Here is a 16,988-nt window from a genome sequence, read left to right as displayed (position 1 = left end):
GCTGGGGAGCGCCGGAAAACAGAACACGGCGGGGGCGGAAGTGGTTGAGGACGGCAGACCGCGCACGCGGTCGGGCGCGGTGTGGGCGGGGCTGGCGGTCGTGGTCGCGGGGGCCGCGGTCGGGCTCGCGGTGGAGTTCCATGTGCTGGGGTGGACGTCCATTCCGGGCGGCGAGTGCGGCGGCGACTCGACGCCCTGTCCGGAAGGCACCGCACCCACTCTTCTGCTGGCGTTCCTGCTGACGTTCGTCGGCTTCGGCGTCCTGGCCCGCGCGTTCCAGTCGTTCACCGAGCGGAGTCCCGGCAAGGCCGTGCCCGCCGCCCTCACCCTGGTGGGCGTGCTGCTCGCGCTCTGGCCCGGCCGGCAGGCGTACCTGTGGATGCGCGGCCCGGTTCTCGACGCCTCCTGGCAGGCCGCGCCGGACCGGCCGGCGACCGTACGGGCCCAGGGCGTGTGGACCGTGGGCCGGGACGCCCCGACCGTCGTGCGGGTGCGCGACGACGCGCTCGTCTCCTACGACTCCCACGGCGGCGACCGCCGCTGGACGCTGCGCGCCCCCGTGCGCGAGTCGGTGTGCGGGATGAGCGAGCGCGTCGTCGACGGCGTCGGACTGGTCGCCTTCGCGCGGTACAGGAAGCCCTGCGACACGGTGTGGGGCGTCGACACCCGCACCGGCCGCACGCTGTGGGAGCGGCACATCAAGGGCGTCGCCCGGTTCACCTCCGCCAGCGACAGCCTGCTCGCGGCCGACCGGGACGTGGCCGTCGCGCTGACCGACACGGGCGTCCAGGCGTACGGCCTGGCCGACGGCCGACCGCGCTGGAGCGCCGATCTGCACCGCAAGCACCGTGACGGCGAGGCGTGCGCGCCGAACGTCGTCTCCGCCGCCGGCGGCACCACCACGATCGTGGTGACGTGCGAGACCGCGGACGGCGGCAGCGGCCGGCTGGTGACCCTGGACAACGCGACCGGCAAGCAGCGCGGCAGCCTGGCCCTGCCCGTCGAGAGCCCCGCCGAGACGGTCATGGTGCTCTGCGCGGACCCCTTCACCCTTCTGCTGACGGAGAGCGACAAGCGTGGCGTCGCGGCCGTCCTGGCCTACCCGGACCCCGCGGACGACCCGGTGCGGATCCCGCTCACCGGCGACGACGAGGACCTCGTCCCGCGGCCGGCCGACTACGACACCTTCAAGGCGCGGCCGGCGCTCTGGACGACCGTCAGCGGGGACACGCTCGTCGTCGCCGGTGCCGAGCCGGGTGCCTCCTCTGCCGGTGGTGTCTCGGGCTACGCGCTGCGCGACGGCCGGCACCTGTGGCACGCCGACGTGGGTGAGGTCGCCGCGCTGGCTCCGGCCGGCCGCGGCCGGGTGGCGGTGCTCGGGAACGGCCGGCTGCGGACACTCGACACGGCCCACGGCCGGAGCGTCGGCGAGGACGACGGCACGGCGGTGCGCACGGACCGGTACGCCACCGGCGGCCAACTGCTGCGAGCCGGCGACACCTGGGTCGTCGTCAACGGCGACGGCACGAGCAGACCGCCGCTGCTGGGACTGCGCTAGGGCATGCGGAACACATGCGGAAGGGGCGGCGGGACCGGGTCCCACCGCCCCTCACGGAGGCGTACTCCTACCCGTGCCTACCGGGACTGCTGCGCCGGAACGCCCCGGGAGATCGGCTCGTCCTCGGCGGGGGAGCCGGCCGCGGCCACCGCGGCGCCGGTCAGCGTGGCGAGCATCTCGCGGACGTTCGTCAGCTGGGCGTTGATGCTGTCGCGGCGGTTGGTGAGGGCCGCGAGCTCGCGCTCGGATTCCGAGCGGATGCGGTCGGCCTTGGCGTTGGCGTCGGCCACGATGTCCTCGGCCTGGCGCTGGGCCGTCTCCACCGTCTGGCGGGCGCGGCGCTCGGCGTCCGTGCGCAGCTTCTCCGCCTCCAGACGGAGCTGCTCGGCGCGGTGCTCGATCTCGGCGAGGCGCTTCTCGGCCTTCTGCTGGCGGGAGGCCAGGTCGCGCTCGGACTGCTCGCGGCGCTTGGCGAGGTTCGTCTCGAAGTCGGCAGCGGCCTGCGCGGCCTTGGCGCGGGTCTCCTCGAAGAGGGCGTCCGCCTCCTCGCGCTTGGACTGCGCGTCCTTCTGCGCCTCGGAACGCAGCTGGGAGGCTTCACTCTTGGCCTTCTCGACGATCCGGACGCCCTCGTCCTCGGCCTTGGCCTTGCGCTCCGCAGCGAACGATTCTGCGTCGTTGCGCACCTGCTGGGCCGCCGACTCGGCCAGCTCGCGGTGCTGCTCGGCCGCGCGCCGGGCCTCCTCGCGCAGATCCTTGGCCTCTTCCTCGGCGAGGCGCAGGATCTTCTCGACACGCGCGCCGAGACCGGCGTACGACGGCTCGGCGTCGGTCACCTGGGCCTGGGCGTTCTGCGTCTCGAGGTGGAGCTCCTCGATGCGCTTTTCCAGAGCGGTGATGCGGGCGAGAGCGCTGTCACGGTCGGAGACGAGCTTGGAGATTCGTTCGTCCACCTGAGCGCGGTCGTACCCACGCCGCACAAGCTCGAAGCCGTAGGGGGAAGTGTCGCTCATGGGGTTCCTGTCGAAAGAGACCGGTGAGGTGATAGGGGGAATCCTAGGGGCCGAAGCGGTGTGTCATCGAGCGGATACGTGTTTGATCTGGAGAATGACACCTCTTTTGGGTGGCTGACCGCAGGACGGCTTGCCAAAGAACGGGACAAAGCCCCCAGAAGACACCGGAATCCGTGCCGCCCGCTAGCCGTCCGAGGACTTGCCACCCGATCGGGGGGCGCCCACGGTAGCGCCCGCCTTGACTCCGCCGTCCTTGCCGGCCGACGGCGCCTCGAAGGACTCCAACGCCTCCAGCACGTCCTGGACACGGGAGATCTCGGCGTTGATGTCCTCGCGCCGGCGCACCAGGATCTCCAGTTCGCGCTTTCCTTCCTCGACCGTGCGCCGGGCCTCGCGGATCGCCTCGGCCTTCAGCTCCTCGGCCTCCTTGATCAGGGACGCCTTCTTCAGCTCGGCCTCCTTGAGCAGGCCCTCCGCTTTCCTGACCGCGGCGATCCGGACCTTGCCCGCCTCGGAGCTGGCCTCCGACACCAGCTCCTTGGCCTTCGCCTGCGCCTTGGCCAGCTGCTCCTCGGCCGCCTTGATCAGCGCGTCGCAGCGGTCGCCGGTGGACTTCATCGTCTCGGCGGCCTCGCGGCGGGCCCGCTCGTGCAGCTCCTCGATCTCGGTCGTGATGCGGTCGCGCAGCTCCTCTGCGCGCTCCCTTATGGCGGTCGCGTCCCGGCGGGCGCCGACCAGCAGCTCGTCCGCGTCGGTACGGGACTTCTCGACCCGCGAGTTCCCCTCGACGGTCGCCTCGGAGACGAGCCGCTCGGCCTCGCTGCGGGCCGCACCCACCATTGTGTCGGCCTGCGACTCCGCGTCCGCGGTGGTCTTCAGCGCCTGCTGCTGGGCCTCGGTGAGCAGCTTGTCCGCCTCGGCCGTGGTCTCCGTGATGAGCGTGTCGACCTGTTCGGCCGCCTCCGAGCGCCGCTTGTTGGCGTCCTTGCGGGCCTCGTCGAGGGTCCGCTCGGACTCCTCGCGCGCCGAGTTGACGAGCCGCTCGGCCTCCGCCTCCGCGTCCGCCCGCAGCCGCTCGGCCTCGCCCCGCAGCCGCTCCGCGTGCTGCTGGGCCGAGCCGACCGTCTCGGCGGCCTCGGCGCGCAGCCGCTCCGCGTCGTCGGTGGCGTCCGCCATGAGCTGCTCGGCGCCCGCGACGGCCTCGGTACGGACCCGGTCCGCCTCGGCGACCGTCTCCGACTGCAGCCGCTCCGCCTCGCTGCGCGCCTCGGTGATGAGCGTGTCCGCCTGCGTCGCCGCGTCCGAGCGGATGCGGTTGGCGTCCTCGCGGGCGTCCGCCCGGGTGCGCGCCGCGGCCTGGTCGGCCTCGGCCAGCGCGTCCGACGCCTCCGTGCGCACCCGCTGGGCGTGCGCGGCCGAGTCCGAGCGCAGCCGCTCGGACTCCGCGAGCGCGTCGGTGACCGTACGCTCGGCGAGTGCCTTGGCGGCCTCCGCCTCGTCGCCCGCCTCGCGCCGGACCCGCGACGCGTCCTCGCTCGCCCGCTCCCGCTCGGCGTAGGCGTCGGCGCGGACCCGGTCCGCCTCCTCCTCGGCCTCCCTGCGGGTACGGTCCGCCGCGTGCTCGGCGGCCGAGCGCAGCCCGGTGATCTCCTCCTGCGCCTGCTCGTGCAGCCCGATGACGGAGTCCCGTACCTGCTGCGCGTGCTGCTCGGCGGCGGACACCATCTCGGTGGCGCGCCGGTCGGCCTCCTCGACCAGCCGGGTCGCCTCGGTCTGGGCGTCCTCCACGCGCCTGCGCGCCGAGGCCAGCAGCTCCTCGCTCTGCTCGCGGGCCCGCTCGCGCTCCTGGTCGGCCTCGGACCGCGCGGCACCGAGCAGCTCCTCGGCCTCGCGGCGGCGCCGGGTGGCCTCCTCCTGCGCGGCGGCCAGCGTCTCGGACGCCTCCGTGCCGAGCCGCTCGGCGGCGGCCTGCGCCTCCGCGCGGACCCGGTCGGCGGTGTCCTGGGCCTCCACCTTGAGCCGCTCGGCCTCGGCGGCGGCTTCCGAACGCAGGCGTACGGCGATGGCCTCGCCCTCGGCGCGCGAGGCGGACGCGTCGGACGCGGCCTCCGTGCGCAGCCGTTCGGCCTCGGCGTCGGCCTGCTGCTGGAGCGTACGGATCCGCTCGGCGGCCTCGGCGCGCAGTCGCTCGGTCTCCTCGGCGGCCTCCCGGCGGATTCCGCCCGCCTCCTCGCGGGCGTCGGTGAGCGCCTGCTCGGCCGCCGCCAGCCGCTCCTGGGTCTCCGTCTGCAGCCGGGTCAGTTCCTCGGCGGCCTCGGCGCGCCGGGCCTCGGCCGCGCGCTCGGTCTCCTCGCGCAGCTCACGCGCGGCCTGCTCGGCGTCCGACCGGACCGCCTCGGCCTGCTCACCGGCCTCCTCGCGGAGCCGCTCGGCCTCCTTGCGGGTGCGGTCCAGGGTCTCCTCGGCCTGCCGGCGCAGCCCGGTGGCCCGCTCGATCGCCTCGGTGCGGACCTTCTCGCTGTCCGTGGTCGCCTTCTGCCGCAGCTCGTCGGCGTCCACCTTGGCCTTGGCCAGCAGCTCCTCGGCGGACTTGGCCGCCTCCTCGATCTGCACCACGGCCTCGCGGCGGGCCTCGGCGCGGATGGACTCGCCCTCGGCCACCGCGTCGGCGCGCAGCTGCTCGGCCTCGCCGCGCAGCCGGCGGGCCTCCTCCTGCAGCTCGACCGTCTTGGCGCGGTACTCCTTGGTGTCGTCCTTCGCCGCGCCCTTGAGCTGCTCGACGATGTCGTGCGCCTCGGCACGCAGCCGGTCCGCCTCGGCCTCGGCCTCCGTGCGGATCCGCTCGGCCTCCTCGGCGGCGGCCTTGGTGGTGTTCTTGGCCTCGTCCGACGCCCTGTTGAGGACGTCCTCGGCGGTCTTGGCGGCCTTGGACAGCTGGGTCGCGCTCTCCTCGGCGGTGATCGTGCGGGCCTTCTCGGAGGCCTCCGCGACGATCTTCTCGGCCTCGGAACGGGCGTCCGCGACCAGCTGCTCGGCGTCCGCCTTGGTGGTCTCGGCCTCCTTGGTGGCCTCGCTGACCAGCCGGGCGACCTGCTCCTTGGCCGTACGCGTACGGGTCTCGTTGGCGGCCTCGGCGCTCGACAGGGTCTTGGCGGCGGCCTGCTCGGCCTCCGTGACCAGCTTCTCGGCCTCGGACTGCGCCTTGCGCAGCGCCTCCTCGGCCTGCGCCATGCGCTCCTCGGCGGCCCGGCTCAGCTCGGTGACCTGCCGGCGGGCGGCGTCCGACTCGCTGACGGTGGAGGTGCGCAGCTGCTCGGCGTGGTCGGTGGCCTCCTGGGCCTGCGTGGAGGCGGCGTTCAGCAGCCGCTCGGCGTCCGTGCGGGCGCGGCGCAGGATCTGATCGGCCTCGGCACGTGCCGCCTCGGCGTCGTTCTGCAGCCGCTGCCGGGCCTCGCCGGTCAGCCGTTCGGCCTCGGTCCGGGCGGCGGTCATGGCCTGATCGGCCTCGGTGCGGGACTCGTCGAGGAGCCGGCGGGCCTGCGACTCGCTGCGGGCGCGCAGCTGCTCGGCCCACGCCACGTTCTCGTTGACGTGCGACTCGACGGTCTGCCGGCGCTCGGCCAGCTCCTGGTCCAGCTGCTGCCGGCGGGTGACCGCCTCCTGGTGCAGCTCGGCCTGGAGCCGGGCGGCCTGCTCGGCGTGCTCCTGCAGGATGCGCTGGGTCTGCGCCCGGGCCTGGCTCAGCTCCCGTTCGGCGTCCTGGCGCAGCTGATCGGCCTGGATCTGGGCATTACGGAGCAACTGCTCGGCCTGATAACCGATGTCACCGCCGTCATAGGCGGGCCGGGTCATCAGGGTGCGGCGCGCCTCGTGCAGCTTGGCGCGCAGCACCTCGACCTGGTAGCCGAGGTCCTCGGCGTGCTGGATCGCCTTTTCCCGCTCGGTCTTCAGCCGCTTCATCTCGGCCTCGAACCGAGAGAGGTGGTCGACGTCAGCCGCCGGCTCTCGCTCCTGGCTCTCGTAGCCCCGCACTGCGCGGTCCCATCCGTCCCCTGGTCAGCTTCTCCAACGAGCTCCGTCCATCCGCCGAACGGGGCCCCCGGGGAATGGTGTCAGATCAACGGCGGAGCACGGGCTGCCGCCCCGACGCTCGTCCCCCGAAACCCGGACCCCGGCATGCGGTCGTCCCGGTTGTGGCGACGACCGCCCCCAACCCTACCGGCCCTTATGTACGAGGGTCAGTGCTCGGGCGACTCAACAGGGGCCGAAGTGACCAGTTCTGTCAGGACACCGTGGCAATCCTTGGGGTGCAGAAAGGTGATCCGCGACCCCATGGAGCCGCGTCGTGGCTCGTCGTACAGAACGCGTACGCCCTTGCCGCGGATGTCCTCGGCGTCCCCGTCCACATCCGCCGTACCGAAAGCGATGTGGTGGACGCCCTCCCCGTTCTTCGCCAGCCACTTGCCGACCGCGGAGTCCTCGCGGGTCGGCTCCAGCAGCTGGAGGTAGGAGGCGCCGCCGTCGGACGTCTCGTTGATCTTGAGCATGGCCTCCCGCACGCCCTGCTCCTCGTTGACCTCGGTGTGGAACACCTCGAAGCCGTAGGTGGCCTTGTAGAACTCGACGGTGGCGTCGAGGTCGTGACAGGCGATCCCGATGTGGTCGATTCGCGTCAGCATGGATTCAGTGCAGCGCTACGGAGGTGGTTACGCAACGTGCGCGCGATCACACCGACAGGCCGGTGACGGCACGGAGTGCCACTCAGTACATTCGAAGTAAACCCTCGTTCACTCCTCGGCTCCTTGTAGCTGGAAGGGGATCGCAGCTCATGTCTTCTGGAACGACCAGCTCGGTGATCGTCGCGGGCGCGCGTACGCCCATGGGGCGACTGCTGGGCTCGCTGAAGTCCTTCTCCGGAGCCGACCTCGGCGGCTTCGCGATCAAGGCCGCCCTCGACCGTGCGGGGATCGGTGGCGACCAGGTGCAGTACGTGATCATGGGCCAGGTGCTCCAGGCCGGGGCGGGGCAGATCCCGGCCCGGCAGGCCGCGGTCAAGGCCGGCATCCCGATGAACGTCCCGGCGCTCACCATCAACAAGGTGTGCCTCTCCGGCCTGGACGCGATCGCCCTCGCCGACCAGCTGATCCGCGCCGGCGAGTTCGACATCGTGGTCGCCGGCGGCCAGGAGTCCATGACCAACGCCCCCCACCTGCTGCCGAAGTCCCGCGAGGGCTTCAAGTACGGCGCGGTGGAGATGCTCGACGCGATGGCCTACGACGGCCTGACCGACTCCTTCGAGGGCGTCGCCATGGGCGAGTCGACGGAGAAGCACAACGCGCGCCTCGGCATCCGGCGCCCCGAGCAGGACGAGATCGCCGCCCTGTCCCACCAGCGGGCCGCCGCCGCGCAGAAGAACGGCGTCTTCGAGGCCGAGATCACCCCGGTCGAGATCCCGCAGCGCAAGGGCGAGCCGGTCGTCTTCAGCAAGGACGAGGGCATCCGCGGCGACACCACCGTGGAGTCCCTGGCCAAGCTGCGCCCGGCCTTCGCCAAGGACGGCACGATCACCGCCGGCACCTCCTCGCAGATCTCGGACGGTGCGGCGGCCGTGGTCGTGATGAGCAAGGCCAAGGCCGAGGAGCTGGGCCTGGAGTGGCTCGCCGAGATCGGCGCCCACGGCAACGTGGCCGGGCCGGACAACTCGCTGCAGTCCCAGCCCTCCAACGCCATCCAGCACGCCCTGAAGAAGGAGGGCCTGGAGGTTTCCGACCTGGACCTCATCGAGATCAACGAGGCCTTCGCCGCGGTCGCCGTGCAGTCAATGAAGGACCTCGGCGTATCCACGGAAAAGGTGAACGTCAACGGTGGCGCCATCGCGCTGGGTCACCCGATCGGTATGTCCGGCGCCCGTGTCGTGCTCCACTTGGCGCTGGAGCTCAAGCGCCGGGGCGGCGGCGTCGGCGCGGCCGCGCTGTGCGGTGGCGGCGGCCAGGGTGACGCACTGATCGTGCGGGTACCGAAGGCCTGAGTTTCAGTTACGTCTGTGAAGTGAACGGAGCTGTTTGATGCAGGACGTCTCCTCTCTGGTGGCCCAGGCCAGGGAAGGCCGCCCGCGGGCCGTGGCCCGGCTCATCTCCCTGGTGGAGGGGGCGTCCCCGCAGCTCAGGGAGGTCATGGCGGCACTGGCCCCGCTGACCGGCAACGCCTACGTGGTCGGTCTGACGGGTTCGCCCGGTGTCGGCAAGTCGACCTCCACCTCCGCCCTCGTCACGGCGTACCGCAAACAGGGCAGGCGGGTCGGCGTCCTGGCCGTCGACCCGTCGTCCCCGTTCTCCGGCGGCGCCCTGCTCGGCGACCGGGTGCGCATGTCGGACCACGCCTCCGACCCCGGCGTCTACATCCGCTCCATGGCCACGCGCGGCCACCTCGGCGGCCTCGCCTGGGCCGCGCCCCAGGCCATCCGCGTCCTGGACGCGGCGGGCTGCGACGTGATCCTGGTCGAGACGGTCGGCGTCGGCCAGTCGGAGGTGGAGATCGCCTCCCAGGCCGACACCTCGGTCGTCCTGCTGGCCCCCGGCATGGGCGACGGCATCCAGGCGGCCAAGGCCGGCATCCTCGAGATCGGCGACGTCTACGTCGTCAACAAGGCGGACCGGGACGGCGCCGACGCCACCGCTCGTGAGCTGAACCACATGCTGGGCCTGGGCGAGGCCCGCGGTCCCGGCGACTGGCGCCCGCCCATCGTCAAGACGGTCGCGGCCCGCGCCGAGGGCGTCGACGAGGTGGTCGAGGCCCTGGAGAAGCACCGTGCCTGGATGGAGGAGCACGGCGTCCTCGACGAGCGCCGCAAGGCCCGCGCGGCCCGCGAGGTGGAGACCATCGCGGTCACGGCCCTGCGCGAACGCATCGGCGACCTCCACGGCGACCGCCGGCTGAGCGCCCTCGCGGAACGCATCGTGGCAGGCGCACTGGACCCGTACCGCGCGGCGGACGAACTGGTGACCGGGCTGACCGAGGGCTGAAGGCCGTCAACTCGGTCGTCAACTCGGCCGAGCTGCTGCTAGGTTGACCGGCATGTTCCTCTCCTTGGCATAGAGCGCACCGGACCGCGGGGCCTGACGACAGGCTGCCGTGTCCCTCCGGTGTCCCTTCTCCGCCTCTCACAGAGGAACTCGAGCGTTGTCCACGCACCTCGCGCGGCCCTCGTACGCCGCCGTCCTGCGTGTCCCGTACGCGCGCCGCACCTTCGGCGCCGCCCTCGTGGCACGCCTGTCCTACGGCACGGTCTCCCTGGCCGTCCTGCTCTCCGTCACCCGCGCCACCGGGTCCTACGCCGTCTCCGGTGCCGTGATGTCCCTGTTCGGAGGCGCGGCGGTCTTCCTGATGCCCCTGCGGGCGTCCCTGGTCGACCGGCACGGCCCGCGCCGCGCCCTGCTCCCGATGGCCACCCTCTACGGCACCTTCCTGTGCGCTCTGGCCGCCCTCACCTGGCGGCCCGGGGCCCCGGCGCCCCTCATCGCCGCGGCCGCCGCCCTCGCCGGTGCCTGCGCGCCCCCACTGGGCCCCGCCATGCGCGCCCTGTGGGCCGAACTGGTCACCGACCGGAGCCTGCTGCCGCGCGCCTACAGCCTCGACGGCGTCGCCGAGGAACTGCTGTTCGTCTCCGGTCCGGCGCTGGTCGGCCTGCTGGTGGGATACGCACCGCCGGCCTCCGGCATCCTGCTGAGCGCGCTGCTGAACACCGCCGGCACCTGCGCCTTCGTGACGTCCCCGACGATGCCCGGACCACGTCCCACGCCCCGCGGGAAGGGGCGCGGCGGCGTTCGCGGCCTGCTGCCCCCGGTCGTCGTGGCCACGGGCGTCGGACTGACCCTCAGCGGCATCGAACTGCTGGTGCTGGCCTTCGCCGCCGAACGGTCGTACGACACCGCCCTGGTGCCCTGGGTGCTGGGCGCGCTCTCGGCGGGCAGCGCGGTGGGCGGGCTGGTCAACGGGGCGGTGCGGTGGCGTACACCCGCCCGGGTGCGGCTGCGCCGCTTCGCGACGGGGCTCGGCCTGACCGTCGCTGCGGCGGGCCTGGCACCGGACCTGTGGACACTGACGGCGGCGACGGCCTGCGCGGGCGCGTTCATCGCCCCGGCCCTGACGACGGCCTATCTCCTGGCCGACGAGACCGCGACGGAGGGCGCTCGAACCCGGGCCGGGGCATGGGTGAACACCGGGGTGAACGCGGGCAGCTCGGGGGGAGCGCTGGTGACGGGGGTGCTGATCGGCCGCATGCCGCTGGCACTGTGCTTCGCTCTGGCGGGCGGGACCGCCCTGGTCGCCGCCGTGGCTGCGGGCAGTCGTGGCTCCCCCAGTGCCTCAAGAGCCTGGGGGGACCCCCGGGCGGCACGGGTGGGCCGCTAGCGCCGGGTCGCGCGCCCCACCCCCGCCCAGCTGCTGCTCCCTGAGGTTCTCGGAGAGCCTCAGGGGCGCCCCCGCTGCCCCCTCAGATGGTCGGCGATCGGCTTCAACCCCTTGTCCAGCTCTATCAACGCCTCCGGCGAGAGCAGATCGATGAAGTGCTTCCGCACCGATGCCACGTGATACGGCGCGACCTTCTTCATCGTCTCCATGCCGTGCTCCGTCAGCACGGCGTACAACCCGCGCCGGTCGGACTCGCAGTTCTCGCGCCGCACCAGGTTCGCGTTCTCCATCCGCGTGATCTGGTGCGAGAGCCGGCTCTTGGACTGCAGCGTCGCGGAGGCCAGATCGCTCATCCGCATCCGCACGTCGTCCGACTCGGACAGGTTTACGAGGATCTCGTAGTCGTTCATAGTCAGGCCGAACGGCTGCAGATCCTTTTCGAGCTGGTACGTCAACAGCCTGTTGACCTCCAGGTGGGTGCGCCAGGCGCACTGCTCCGCATCGGTCAGCCAGCGCGTGGCCGTCTCGGTCTCCATGAATGAAGTCTACCTAAGAAGTTGAATGACGAACTACTTCGGGTGGTGTGACTGTGCGCACGCGTTCGACGTCACACTCCGCAGACTACCGCTCACAGCCCGAAGCGACGCTGGAGGTCCCCCAGCTGTCCGGGAAGGCGCGGTACGGCCGCTGATTGCGGACCGTGTCCGGACGGTGTCGCTCCGCCACCGCCGGGCACCCCCGGTTCGGGCGGAACAGCACCCGTCGCCTGCTCGGCCATCAGGGTCTCGCTCGACTGCAGCAGGACCGTCCCGGCTCCCACGAACTCGAACTGGTGCTCCTCGCCGGAGGCCCCGCCCAGGCCCGTCATCGCACGTAGACCGCCCATTACGCCCGTCAGGTACCCGTGGTCGTAGTGATGGCACGGCGACGGGCAGTCGGCCCACCCGACCAGCGCCTGGGGGTCCACCCGGATCGGAGGTTCCAGGAACACCACCGGACCGTTAGATGCGGCCACAAACTTTCCGGTTCCGATAAGGGTCAGAAAACCTGGCACGATCGACTGTTTGAGCGCGAGACTTGGCTGAAAAGCGAGCAGGTTGCCCGCGCGAATGGTCAAGTTCCCGTCGTCCAGGTCGTAGGAGTTGACGTCGAAGGCCCGGTCGGCCAGCAGCATCTTGCCCGAGCCCTGCGCCACGACCCAGTCGCTCGCGTGCAGTGGCGAATGGAAAGACGTACGGACAAGTCGGTCGAGTCGGCCGTGTCCGATGCCGTTGAACTCGATCGCCCCGTAGTAGGCGATCATCTTCCCCTTCTGCAGGAACCACTGCCCGCTCTTGAGCTCGACGCAGAAGGTGTACTTGTTCACGTTGTCGTCGACGGGCAGCGTCATCGGGTCGTACACCACCGGGCCGCCGGGGGGTCCGTACGCGCTCACAGCTTCTCCTCCGAGGCCTGGACGTAGACCGTGCCGCTGCCGCTCAGCTCCAGCTGGAACGCCTCGCCGGAGCCGCGGCCCACCATGTCGCGCCAGCCGAGCGCGGTGGACAGCTTGTTGCGCACGTCGCCGTGGTGGGCGACGTACGCCTGCGGGTCCACATGGGCCGGGCGCTGGGGTGTGACGGGGATCTCGAAGACGCCGCCGTGCGCCATCACGGCCACCGCCCCCTGCCCCTGGAGCGTGGTGGTGAACAGGCCCTGCCCGGTGACCTGGCCCCGGACCAGGCCCATGACCCCGCCCTGCGAGCCCATGAACATCGTGCCCTGCTGCAGGGTGCCCTCGAAGGCGAGCAGCCGGTCGGCCTCGACGTACAGGGTGTCGCCGGAGAGGTTGATGACGTGCACGTGGTGGCCGCCGTGCCCGAAGAAGACGGTGCCGCTGCCCTCGACGGTCATCAGCGGGGTCGCCTCGCCGGCCACTCGCCGCCCGAGCATGGACATCAGCCCGCCCTGGCCGCCCTGGAGATTGGGCGTGAAGGACACGTCCCCCTTGTAGGCGAGCATCGCGCCGCGCTGGCTGAACAGCCGACGGCCGGGCAGCACGGTCGCCTCGACCATCTTGGAGTTGATCTCCCGGAAGCTCATCTCACAGGTCCCCCGCGATCGTGTTCCGCTCGCTCGGCTGCACATAGACCAGTCCGTCGCCCTCGAAGCGGATCTGGAAGGCCTCGCCGCCGCCCTCCCCGAAGAGCGTGCGGAACGTCACACCGGACTGGAAGGACTGCCGTACGTTCCCCTGGTGGGCGATGTAGGCGCCCGGGTCGACGATCAGCGGGTACTGCGGGCTGACCCGGAGCACCACGGCCGGGCCGTCGGAGACGATCGCCGCCTGTCCGTGTCCCTCGACGGTCGTCGTGAACAGCCCGTTGCCCTGCGAGGCGCCGCGCAGCCCGGTGAACGTCGTGCCCGTCCGGAGCCCGGCGTCGGTCGCGAGCAGGTTGCTCGACTCGACGTAGAGCTTGTCCCCCTGGAGGCCGACCAGGTTGATCTCCGAGGCCCGGTCCGCGAACCAGCACGTCCCGTGCCCTCTCACCTCCATCACCGTCATCTGTTCGCCGGTGAGCCGCCGGGTCACCATCCCGCGCAGCCCCTCGCCACCACCACTCAGCTTCTTGAAGGCCATCTGCCCGTCGTACGCGACCATCGAGCCGTTCTTCGTCTTCACGGCGTCCCCGGTCATGTCGACGGCGAGCACCTTGCTCCCTTGGAGCCGGAACGTCGCCACGCTGCGAAAGTAGCGGCGCCACGGGTGGGCGGAACAGGGCCCGTGGGTGGAGAGCGACCCTGAGCGCACCCCTAGGGGCGCCGTTTGCCACAATGGGCGAATGCTTGTGCTTCTGTTCACAAAGCGGACCGCCAAGCCGATCGGCAAGCCGATCACCAAGTGACCGCGCCCCTCAGCGACACTCCCACCGAAGGTGACCCGTGGACCTCAAGACAGCATCCGCCATCCGCCGCCTCCGTCTGATCTCCGTGCCGGAGGGCATCTCCTGGATCATTCTCGCGACCTGCACGATCATCAAGTACACGGTCGCCTCGGGCTTCGACGTCGCCCCGGTGCTGGGCCCGATCCACGGCGTGCTGTTCATCCTCTACGTGATCTTCTGGGCGGACGCCTGGAACCGCACCAAGTGGGCCAAGGGCAAGGCCGCCCTCTACTTCGCGTACTCGATCATCCCGGGCGGCGGCTTCATCATCGAACGCGCGCTGCGCCGTGAGGCCGAGGACGCCGTCATCGCGGCCCGCGCCCGCAAGGAAGGGGTCGTGAACGTATGATCGTCGCCTTCTCCGTGACACCGCTGGGTGTCGGCGAGGACGTGGGGGAGTACGTCGCCGACGCCGTCCGTGTCGTCCGTGAGTCGGGCCTGCCCAACCGCACCGACGCGATGTTCACCTCCGTCGAGGGGGAGTGGGACGAGGTCATGGACGTGGTCAAGCGTGCCGTGGCCGTCGTCGAGGAGCGGGCGCCGCGCGTGTCGCTCGTCCTCAAGGCCGACATCCGGCCCGGTGTGACCGACGGGCTCACCTCCAAGGTCGAGACCGTCGAGCGGCACCTGGCCGGGTGAACACCGGCCGACCGGCGCGCAAAACCCCGGCCCTCAGGGGTCGGGGTTTTGTCAACCGCTTTCTTTGAGCGGTCGCTCAAAGGGGGGTACTTTCCCACCCAGACAGTTTGAGCAGTCGCTCAAGCGCCACTCTGACGTGGGGGAACACCATGGGTCTCTACATAGAGACGCATATCCGCACCGACCTGGACGATCTCTGGGCGCGCACGCAGGACCCCGCCCAGCACCTGCGCTGGGACCTGCGGGTCAGCGAGATCGACTACCTCCCGCGTACGGAGGGCGAACCGCAGCGCTTCCGTTACGCCGCGCGCGTGCTGCCGTTCCTCACGGTGTCCGGCTCCGGCGTCGCCGCGGGCGAGAAAGAGCGCCCCGACGGCACCCGCACCGCCGCCCTGCGCTTCGCCTCCCCGCACCCCCTCTCCCTGCCCGCCGAGGGCAGCGGCTACTGGCGCTACGTGCCCGACGCCCAAGGCGTCCGCTTCCTCACCGGCTACGACTACCGCCCCCGCTGGGGCGCCTTCGGTGCGCTCGCCGACCGGCTGGTGTTCCGGCCGCTGATGGGCTGGGCCACCGCCTGGTCCTTCGACCGGCTGCGGCTGTGGCTGGAGCGGGGCATCACCCCCGAGCGGGCCCTGGTCAACTGGCTGACCGAGCTGGCCGTGCGCGCGCTGGTGCTCACGGCGTGCCTGTCAGGTCTGGGGCTGGAGTCCGGCATCCGCGTCTTCGGCCCGTTCGCGCCCGCCGTGGCCTTCCTGTGTCCGCTGTTGCTGATGGTCGCGCTCTCGCTCTCCCTCCTCAAGGCGCCGCTCGCCTGCACCCCGGCCGCCCGCCGCTGCCTGCGCGCCCCGATCACCCAGGCACGCACCCCCCGTCTCCTGCGCACCCTGGCCCAGGAGAAGCACGGGTGATCCCGGCGTGCCGCTCCTCGGCGGGCCCGGCGAGCGGGTACGGCCGCACCGGCCGGGACATTCCCTTCGTGATCGAGAAGGTGCCCTACGCCGACCCCCTCGGCCGTGAGACGGTGACCTTCGTGCGCACCTTCGACCTGCCCGGCGGCTCCCGCGGCTTCGACGCCCGGACAGAGCTCGGCCCCGAGGACGACCGCAGCCTCGACATGCGGGAGGAGACGCGCGCATGAGCCCGGAGACGGTGAAGGCCCAGGAGACCAAGACCCGCCTCCTGGAGGGCGCGCTGCGCACGCTCACCGAGCAGGGCATCGCCAGGACGTCCGCCCGTACGGTGGCCTCCGCGGCCGGGGTCAACCAGGCGCTGGTCTTCTATCACTTCGGCTCGGTCGACGAGCTGCTCGCCGCCGCCTGCCGCTACGGCGCCGAGAGGTCCGTGGCGCGGCACCGCGGCCGGCTCGCCTCCGTCACCTCCCTCGCCGAGCTGCTCGCCGTCGGCCGGGAGATACACGAGCAGGAACGGGCCGGCGGGCACGTCACCCTCCTCGGCCAGCTCCTGGCGGGCGCCCAGACCCATGCCGCCCTCGGCCCGGCCACGGCCGCCGGCCTCGACCTGTGGATCGCCGAGATCGAGCAGGTGCTGCGCCGGGTGCTCGCCTCGACGCCCTTAGGCGGGTTCGCCGACCCGACGGGCCTGGCCCGCGCCGTCGCCGCCTCCTTCGTCGGCGTAGAGCTGTACGAGGGCGTGGACGAGGCCGGCGCACACGCGGCCCTGGACGCGCTCGAACAGCTGGGCGCGCTGGTCGCGGCCCTGGAGGAGCTGGGCCCGGTCGCCCAGCGCGCGGTCCGCCACCACCTGCGCCGCACCGGTCGCCGCTGACCACCGGACACCCATTCCGTCGCTTTCCCTAACGAAACGTGACGTGTCATCGCCGGATCGTCGTGACGGACATCACCGGAGTGCCGGCCGAACGACCGAAGACCGAGACGGGGCTGACCGGCATATGACCGGCCGGTAGGGTCTGATGACGTGCCGAAGCCTCTCAGCCTCCCCTTCGACCCCATCGCCCGTGCCGACGAGCTCTGGAAGCAGCGCTGGGGAAACGTGCCCTCGATGGCCGCGATCACCTCGATCATGCGGGCCCAGCAGATCCTGCTGGCCGAGGTCGACGCGGTGGTCAAGCCGTACGGACTGACCTTCGCGCGCTACGAGGCGCTGGTGCTGCTCACCTTCTCCAAGGCCGGTGAGCTGCCGATGTCCAAGATCGGCGAGCGGCTGATGGTGCACCCCACGTCCGTGACGAACACCGTGGACCGGCTGGTGAAGTCCGGCCTGGTGGCCAAGCGCCCCAACCCCAACGACGGCCGCGGCACGCTCGCCGTCATCACCGACAAGGGCCGCGAGGTGGTCGACGCGGCCACCCGCGACCTGATGGAGATGGACTTCGGCCTCGGGGTGTACGACGCCGAGGAGTGCGCGGAGATCTTCGCGATGCTGCGCCCGCTGCGGGTCTCGGCACACGACTTCGACGAGGAGTGA

Annotated in this window: 16 protein-coding genes and 1 pseudogene; 10 read left to right on the top strand and 7 right to left on the bottom strand. The window is 71.7% G+C overall.

The window, feature by feature from the left end; translation table 11 throughout:
• The first annotated feature begins 40 nt into the window (after positions 1 to 40).
• Positions 41 to 1,558 carry a PQQ-binding-like beta-propeller repeat protein gene (locus ACIRVH_RS37455; RefSeq protein WP_403963233.1) on the top strand — a complete coding sequence of 506 codons (1,518 nt, stop codon included), beginning with the start codon at positions 41 to 43 and terminating at the stop codon, positions 1,556 to 1,558.
• A 77-nt stretch (positions 1,559 to 1,635) separates the two neighbouring features.
• Here the strand turns inward: ACIRVH_RS37455 and ACIRVH_RS37450 are convergent, their stop codons facing one another.
• From ACIRVH_RS37450 to mce, 3 genes are all read right to left on the bottom strand, one after another.
• The gene (locus ACIRVH_RS37450; RefSeq protein WP_403963230.1) at positions 1,636 to 2,571 is read right to left on the bottom strand and encodes a cellulose-binding protein; all 936 of its coding nucleotides are present in this window, start codon (positions 2,569 to 2,571) and stop codon (positions 1,636 to 1,638) included.
• Between the two features lie 183 nt (positions 2,572 to 2,754).
• Positions 2,755 to 6,603, bottom strand: coding sequence for a polarized growth protein Scy (gene scy / locus ACIRVH_RS37445; protein WP_403963227.1), 3,849 nt, complete (start codon positions 6,601 to 6,603; stop codon positions 2,755 to 2,757).
• Positions 6,604 to 6,809: 206 nt separating this feature from the next.
• On the bottom strand, positions 6,810 to 7,250 hold the full coding sequence (gene mce, locus ACIRVH_RS37440; RefSeq protein ID WP_094216060.1) for a methylmalonyl-CoA epimerase: 441 nt from the start codon (positions 7,248 to 7,250) through the stop codon (positions 6,810 to 6,812).
• Positions 7,251 to 7,399: 149 nt separating this feature from the next.
• Between mce and ACIRVH_RS37435 the strand changes: the two genes are divergently transcribed.
• The 3 genes from ACIRVH_RS37435 (at position 7,400) to ACIRVH_RS37425 (ending at position 10,980) form a co-directional block, all read left to right on the top strand.
• A complete protein-coding gene (locus ACIRVH_RS37435; protein ID WP_403963223.1) occupies positions 7,400 to 8,599 on the top strand; it encodes an acetyl-CoA C-acetyltransferase in 1,200 nt (399 codons plus the stop codon).
• A 37-nt stretch (positions 8,600 to 8,636) separates the two neighbouring features.
• Entirely contained in the window at positions 8,637 to 9,593 is a 957-nt protein-coding gene (gene meaB / locus ACIRVH_RS37430) for a methylmalonyl Co-A mutase-associated GTPase MeaB (protein ID WP_403963219.1), read from the top strand.
• Positions 9,594 to 9,750: 157 nt separating this feature from the next.
• The gene (locus tag ACIRVH_RS37425; RefSeq protein ID WP_403963216.1) at positions 9,751 to 10,980 is read left to right on the top strand and encodes an MFS transporter; all 1,230 of its coding nucleotides are present in this window, start codon (positions 9,751 to 9,753) and stop codon (positions 10,978 to 10,980) included.
• Positions 10,981 to 11,039: 59 nt separating this feature from the next.
• On the opposite strand, the gene ACIRVH_RS37420 is transcribed toward ACIRVH_RS37425, so the two are convergent.
• From ACIRVH_RS37420 to ACIRVH_RS37405, 4 genes are all read right to left on the bottom strand, one after another.
• The gene (locus ACIRVH_RS37420) at positions 11,040 to 11,516 is read right to left on the bottom strand and encodes a MarR family winged helix-turn-helix transcriptional regulator (protein WP_403963213.1); all 477 of its coding nucleotides are present in this window, start codon (positions 11,514 to 11,516) and stop codon (positions 11,040 to 11,042) included.
• A gap of 92 nt (positions 11,517 to 11,608) precedes the next feature.
• The gene (locus ACIRVH_RS37415) at positions 11,609 to 12,370 is read right to left on the bottom strand and encodes an AIM24 family protein (RefSeq protein ID WP_403963210.1); all 762 of its coding nucleotides are present in this window, start codon (positions 12,368 to 12,370) and stop codon (positions 11,609 to 11,611) included.
• 41 nt (positions 12,371 to 12,411) lie between these two features.
• Entirely contained in the window at positions 12,412 to 13,062 is a 651-nt protein-coding gene (locus tag ACIRVH_RS37410; RefSeq protein WP_403963207.1) for an AIM24 family protein, read from the bottom strand.
• A 1-nt stretch (position 13,063) separates the two neighbouring features.
• Positions 13,064 to 13,702 carry an AIM24 family protein gene (locus ACIRVH_RS37405; RefSeq protein ID WP_403963203.1) on the bottom strand — a complete coding sequence of 213 codons (639 nt, stop codon included), beginning with the start codon at positions 13,700 to 13,702 and terminating at the stop codon, positions 13,064 to 13,066.
• Between the two features lie 200 nt (positions 13,703 to 13,902).
• Between ACIRVH_RS37405 and ACIRVH_RS37400 the strand changes: the two genes are divergently transcribed.
• The 6 genes and pseudogenes from ACIRVH_RS37400 to ACIRVH_RS37375 all read left to right on the top strand — a co-directional run bounded on the left by ACIRVH_RS37400 (position 13,903) and on the right by ACIRVH_RS37375 (position 16,988).
• Complete coding sequence (locus ACIRVH_RS37400) at positions 13,903 to 14,253, top strand: DUF3817 domain-containing protein (protein WP_403963200.1); 351 nt, start codon at positions 13,903 to 13,905, stop codon at positions 14,251 to 14,253.
• The gene (locus tag ACIRVH_RS37395) at positions 14,250 to 14,543 is read left to right on the top strand and encodes an MTH1187 family thiamine-binding protein (RefSeq protein ID WP_403963197.1); all 294 of its coding nucleotides are present in this window, start codon (positions 14,250 to 14,252) and stop codon (positions 14,541 to 14,543) included. Before ACIRVH_RS37400 ends, ACIRVH_RS37395 begins: the two co-directional genes overlap by 4 nt.
• Before the next feature lie 149 nt (positions 14,544 to 14,692).
• Complete coding sequence (locus tag ACIRVH_RS37390) at positions 14,693 to 15,451, top strand: hypothetical protein (protein ID WP_403963194.1); 759 nt, start codon at positions 14,693 to 14,695, stop codon at positions 15,449 to 15,451.
• A 44-nt stretch (positions 15,452 to 15,495) separates the two neighbouring features.
• Positions 15,496 to 15,657: pseudogene (locus tag ACIRVH_RS37385) on the top strand (DUF4166 domain-containing protein); the annotation flags it as partial.
• A gap of 20 nt (positions 15,658 to 15,677) precedes the next feature.
• Entirely contained in the window at positions 15,678 to 16,328 is a 651-nt protein-coding gene (locus ACIRVH_RS37380; RefSeq protein WP_403963191.1) for a TetR/AcrR family transcriptional regulator, read from the top strand.
• Between the two features lie 150 nt (positions 16,329 to 16,478).
• Positions 16,479 to 16,988 (top strand): MarR family winged helix-turn-helix transcriptional regulator, encoded by a 510-nt coding sequence (locus ACIRVH_RS37375; RefSeq protein ID WP_403963188.1) that lies wholly within the window; start codon positions 16,479 to 16,481, stop codon positions 16,986 to 16,988.

The organism is Streptomyces sp. NPDC101165 (genome assembly GCF_044768135.1).
Lineage (GTDB): Bacteria > Actinomycetota > Actinomycetes > Streptomycetales > Streptomycetaceae > Streptomyces.
The sequence above is the reverse complement of the archived record's forward strand: the minus strand, read 5'-3'. Positions and strand labels throughout refer to the sequence as shown.

Coding starts and splice junctions, on each gene's coding strand:
- ACIRVH_RS37450 (WP_403963230.1), bottom strand. CDS start 2,571: ATGAGCGACACTTCCCCCTACGGCTTCGAGCTTGTGCGGCGTGGGTAC.
- mce (WP_094216060.1), bottom strand. CDS start 7,250: ATGCTGACGCGAATCGACCACATCGGGATCGCCTGTCACGACCTCGAC.
- ACIRVH_RS37435 (WP_403963223.1), top strand. CDS start 7,400: ATGTCTTCTGGAACGACCAGCTCGGTGATCGTCGCGGGCGCGCGTACG.
- meaB (WP_403963219.1), top strand. CDS start 8,637: ATGCAGGACGTCTCCTCTCTGGTGGCCCAGGCCAGGGAAGGCCGCCCG.
- ACIRVH_RS37420 (WP_403963213.1), bottom strand. CDS start 11,516: ATGGAGACCGAGACGGCCACGCGCTGGCTGACCGATGCGGAGCAGTGC.
- ACIRVH_RS37415 (WP_403963210.1), bottom strand. CDS start 12,370: ATGACGCTGCCCGTCGACGACAACGTGAACAAGTACACCTTCTGCGTC.
- ACIRVH_RS37410 (WP_403963207.1), bottom strand. CDS start 13,062: ATGAGCTTCCGGGAGATCAACTCCAAGATGGTCGAGGCGACCGTGCTG.
- ACIRVH_RS37395 (WP_403963197.1), top strand. CDS start 14,250: ATGATCGTCGCCTTCTCCGTGACACCGCTGGGTGTCGGCGAGGACGTG.
- ACIRVH_RS37390 (WP_403963194.1), top strand. CDS start 14,693: ATGGGTCTCTACATAGAGACGCATATCCGCACCGACCTGGACGATCTC.
- ACIRVH_RS37380 (WP_403963191.1), top strand. CDS start 15,678: ATGAGCCCGGAGACGGTGAAGGCCCAGGAGACCAAGACCCGCCTCCTG.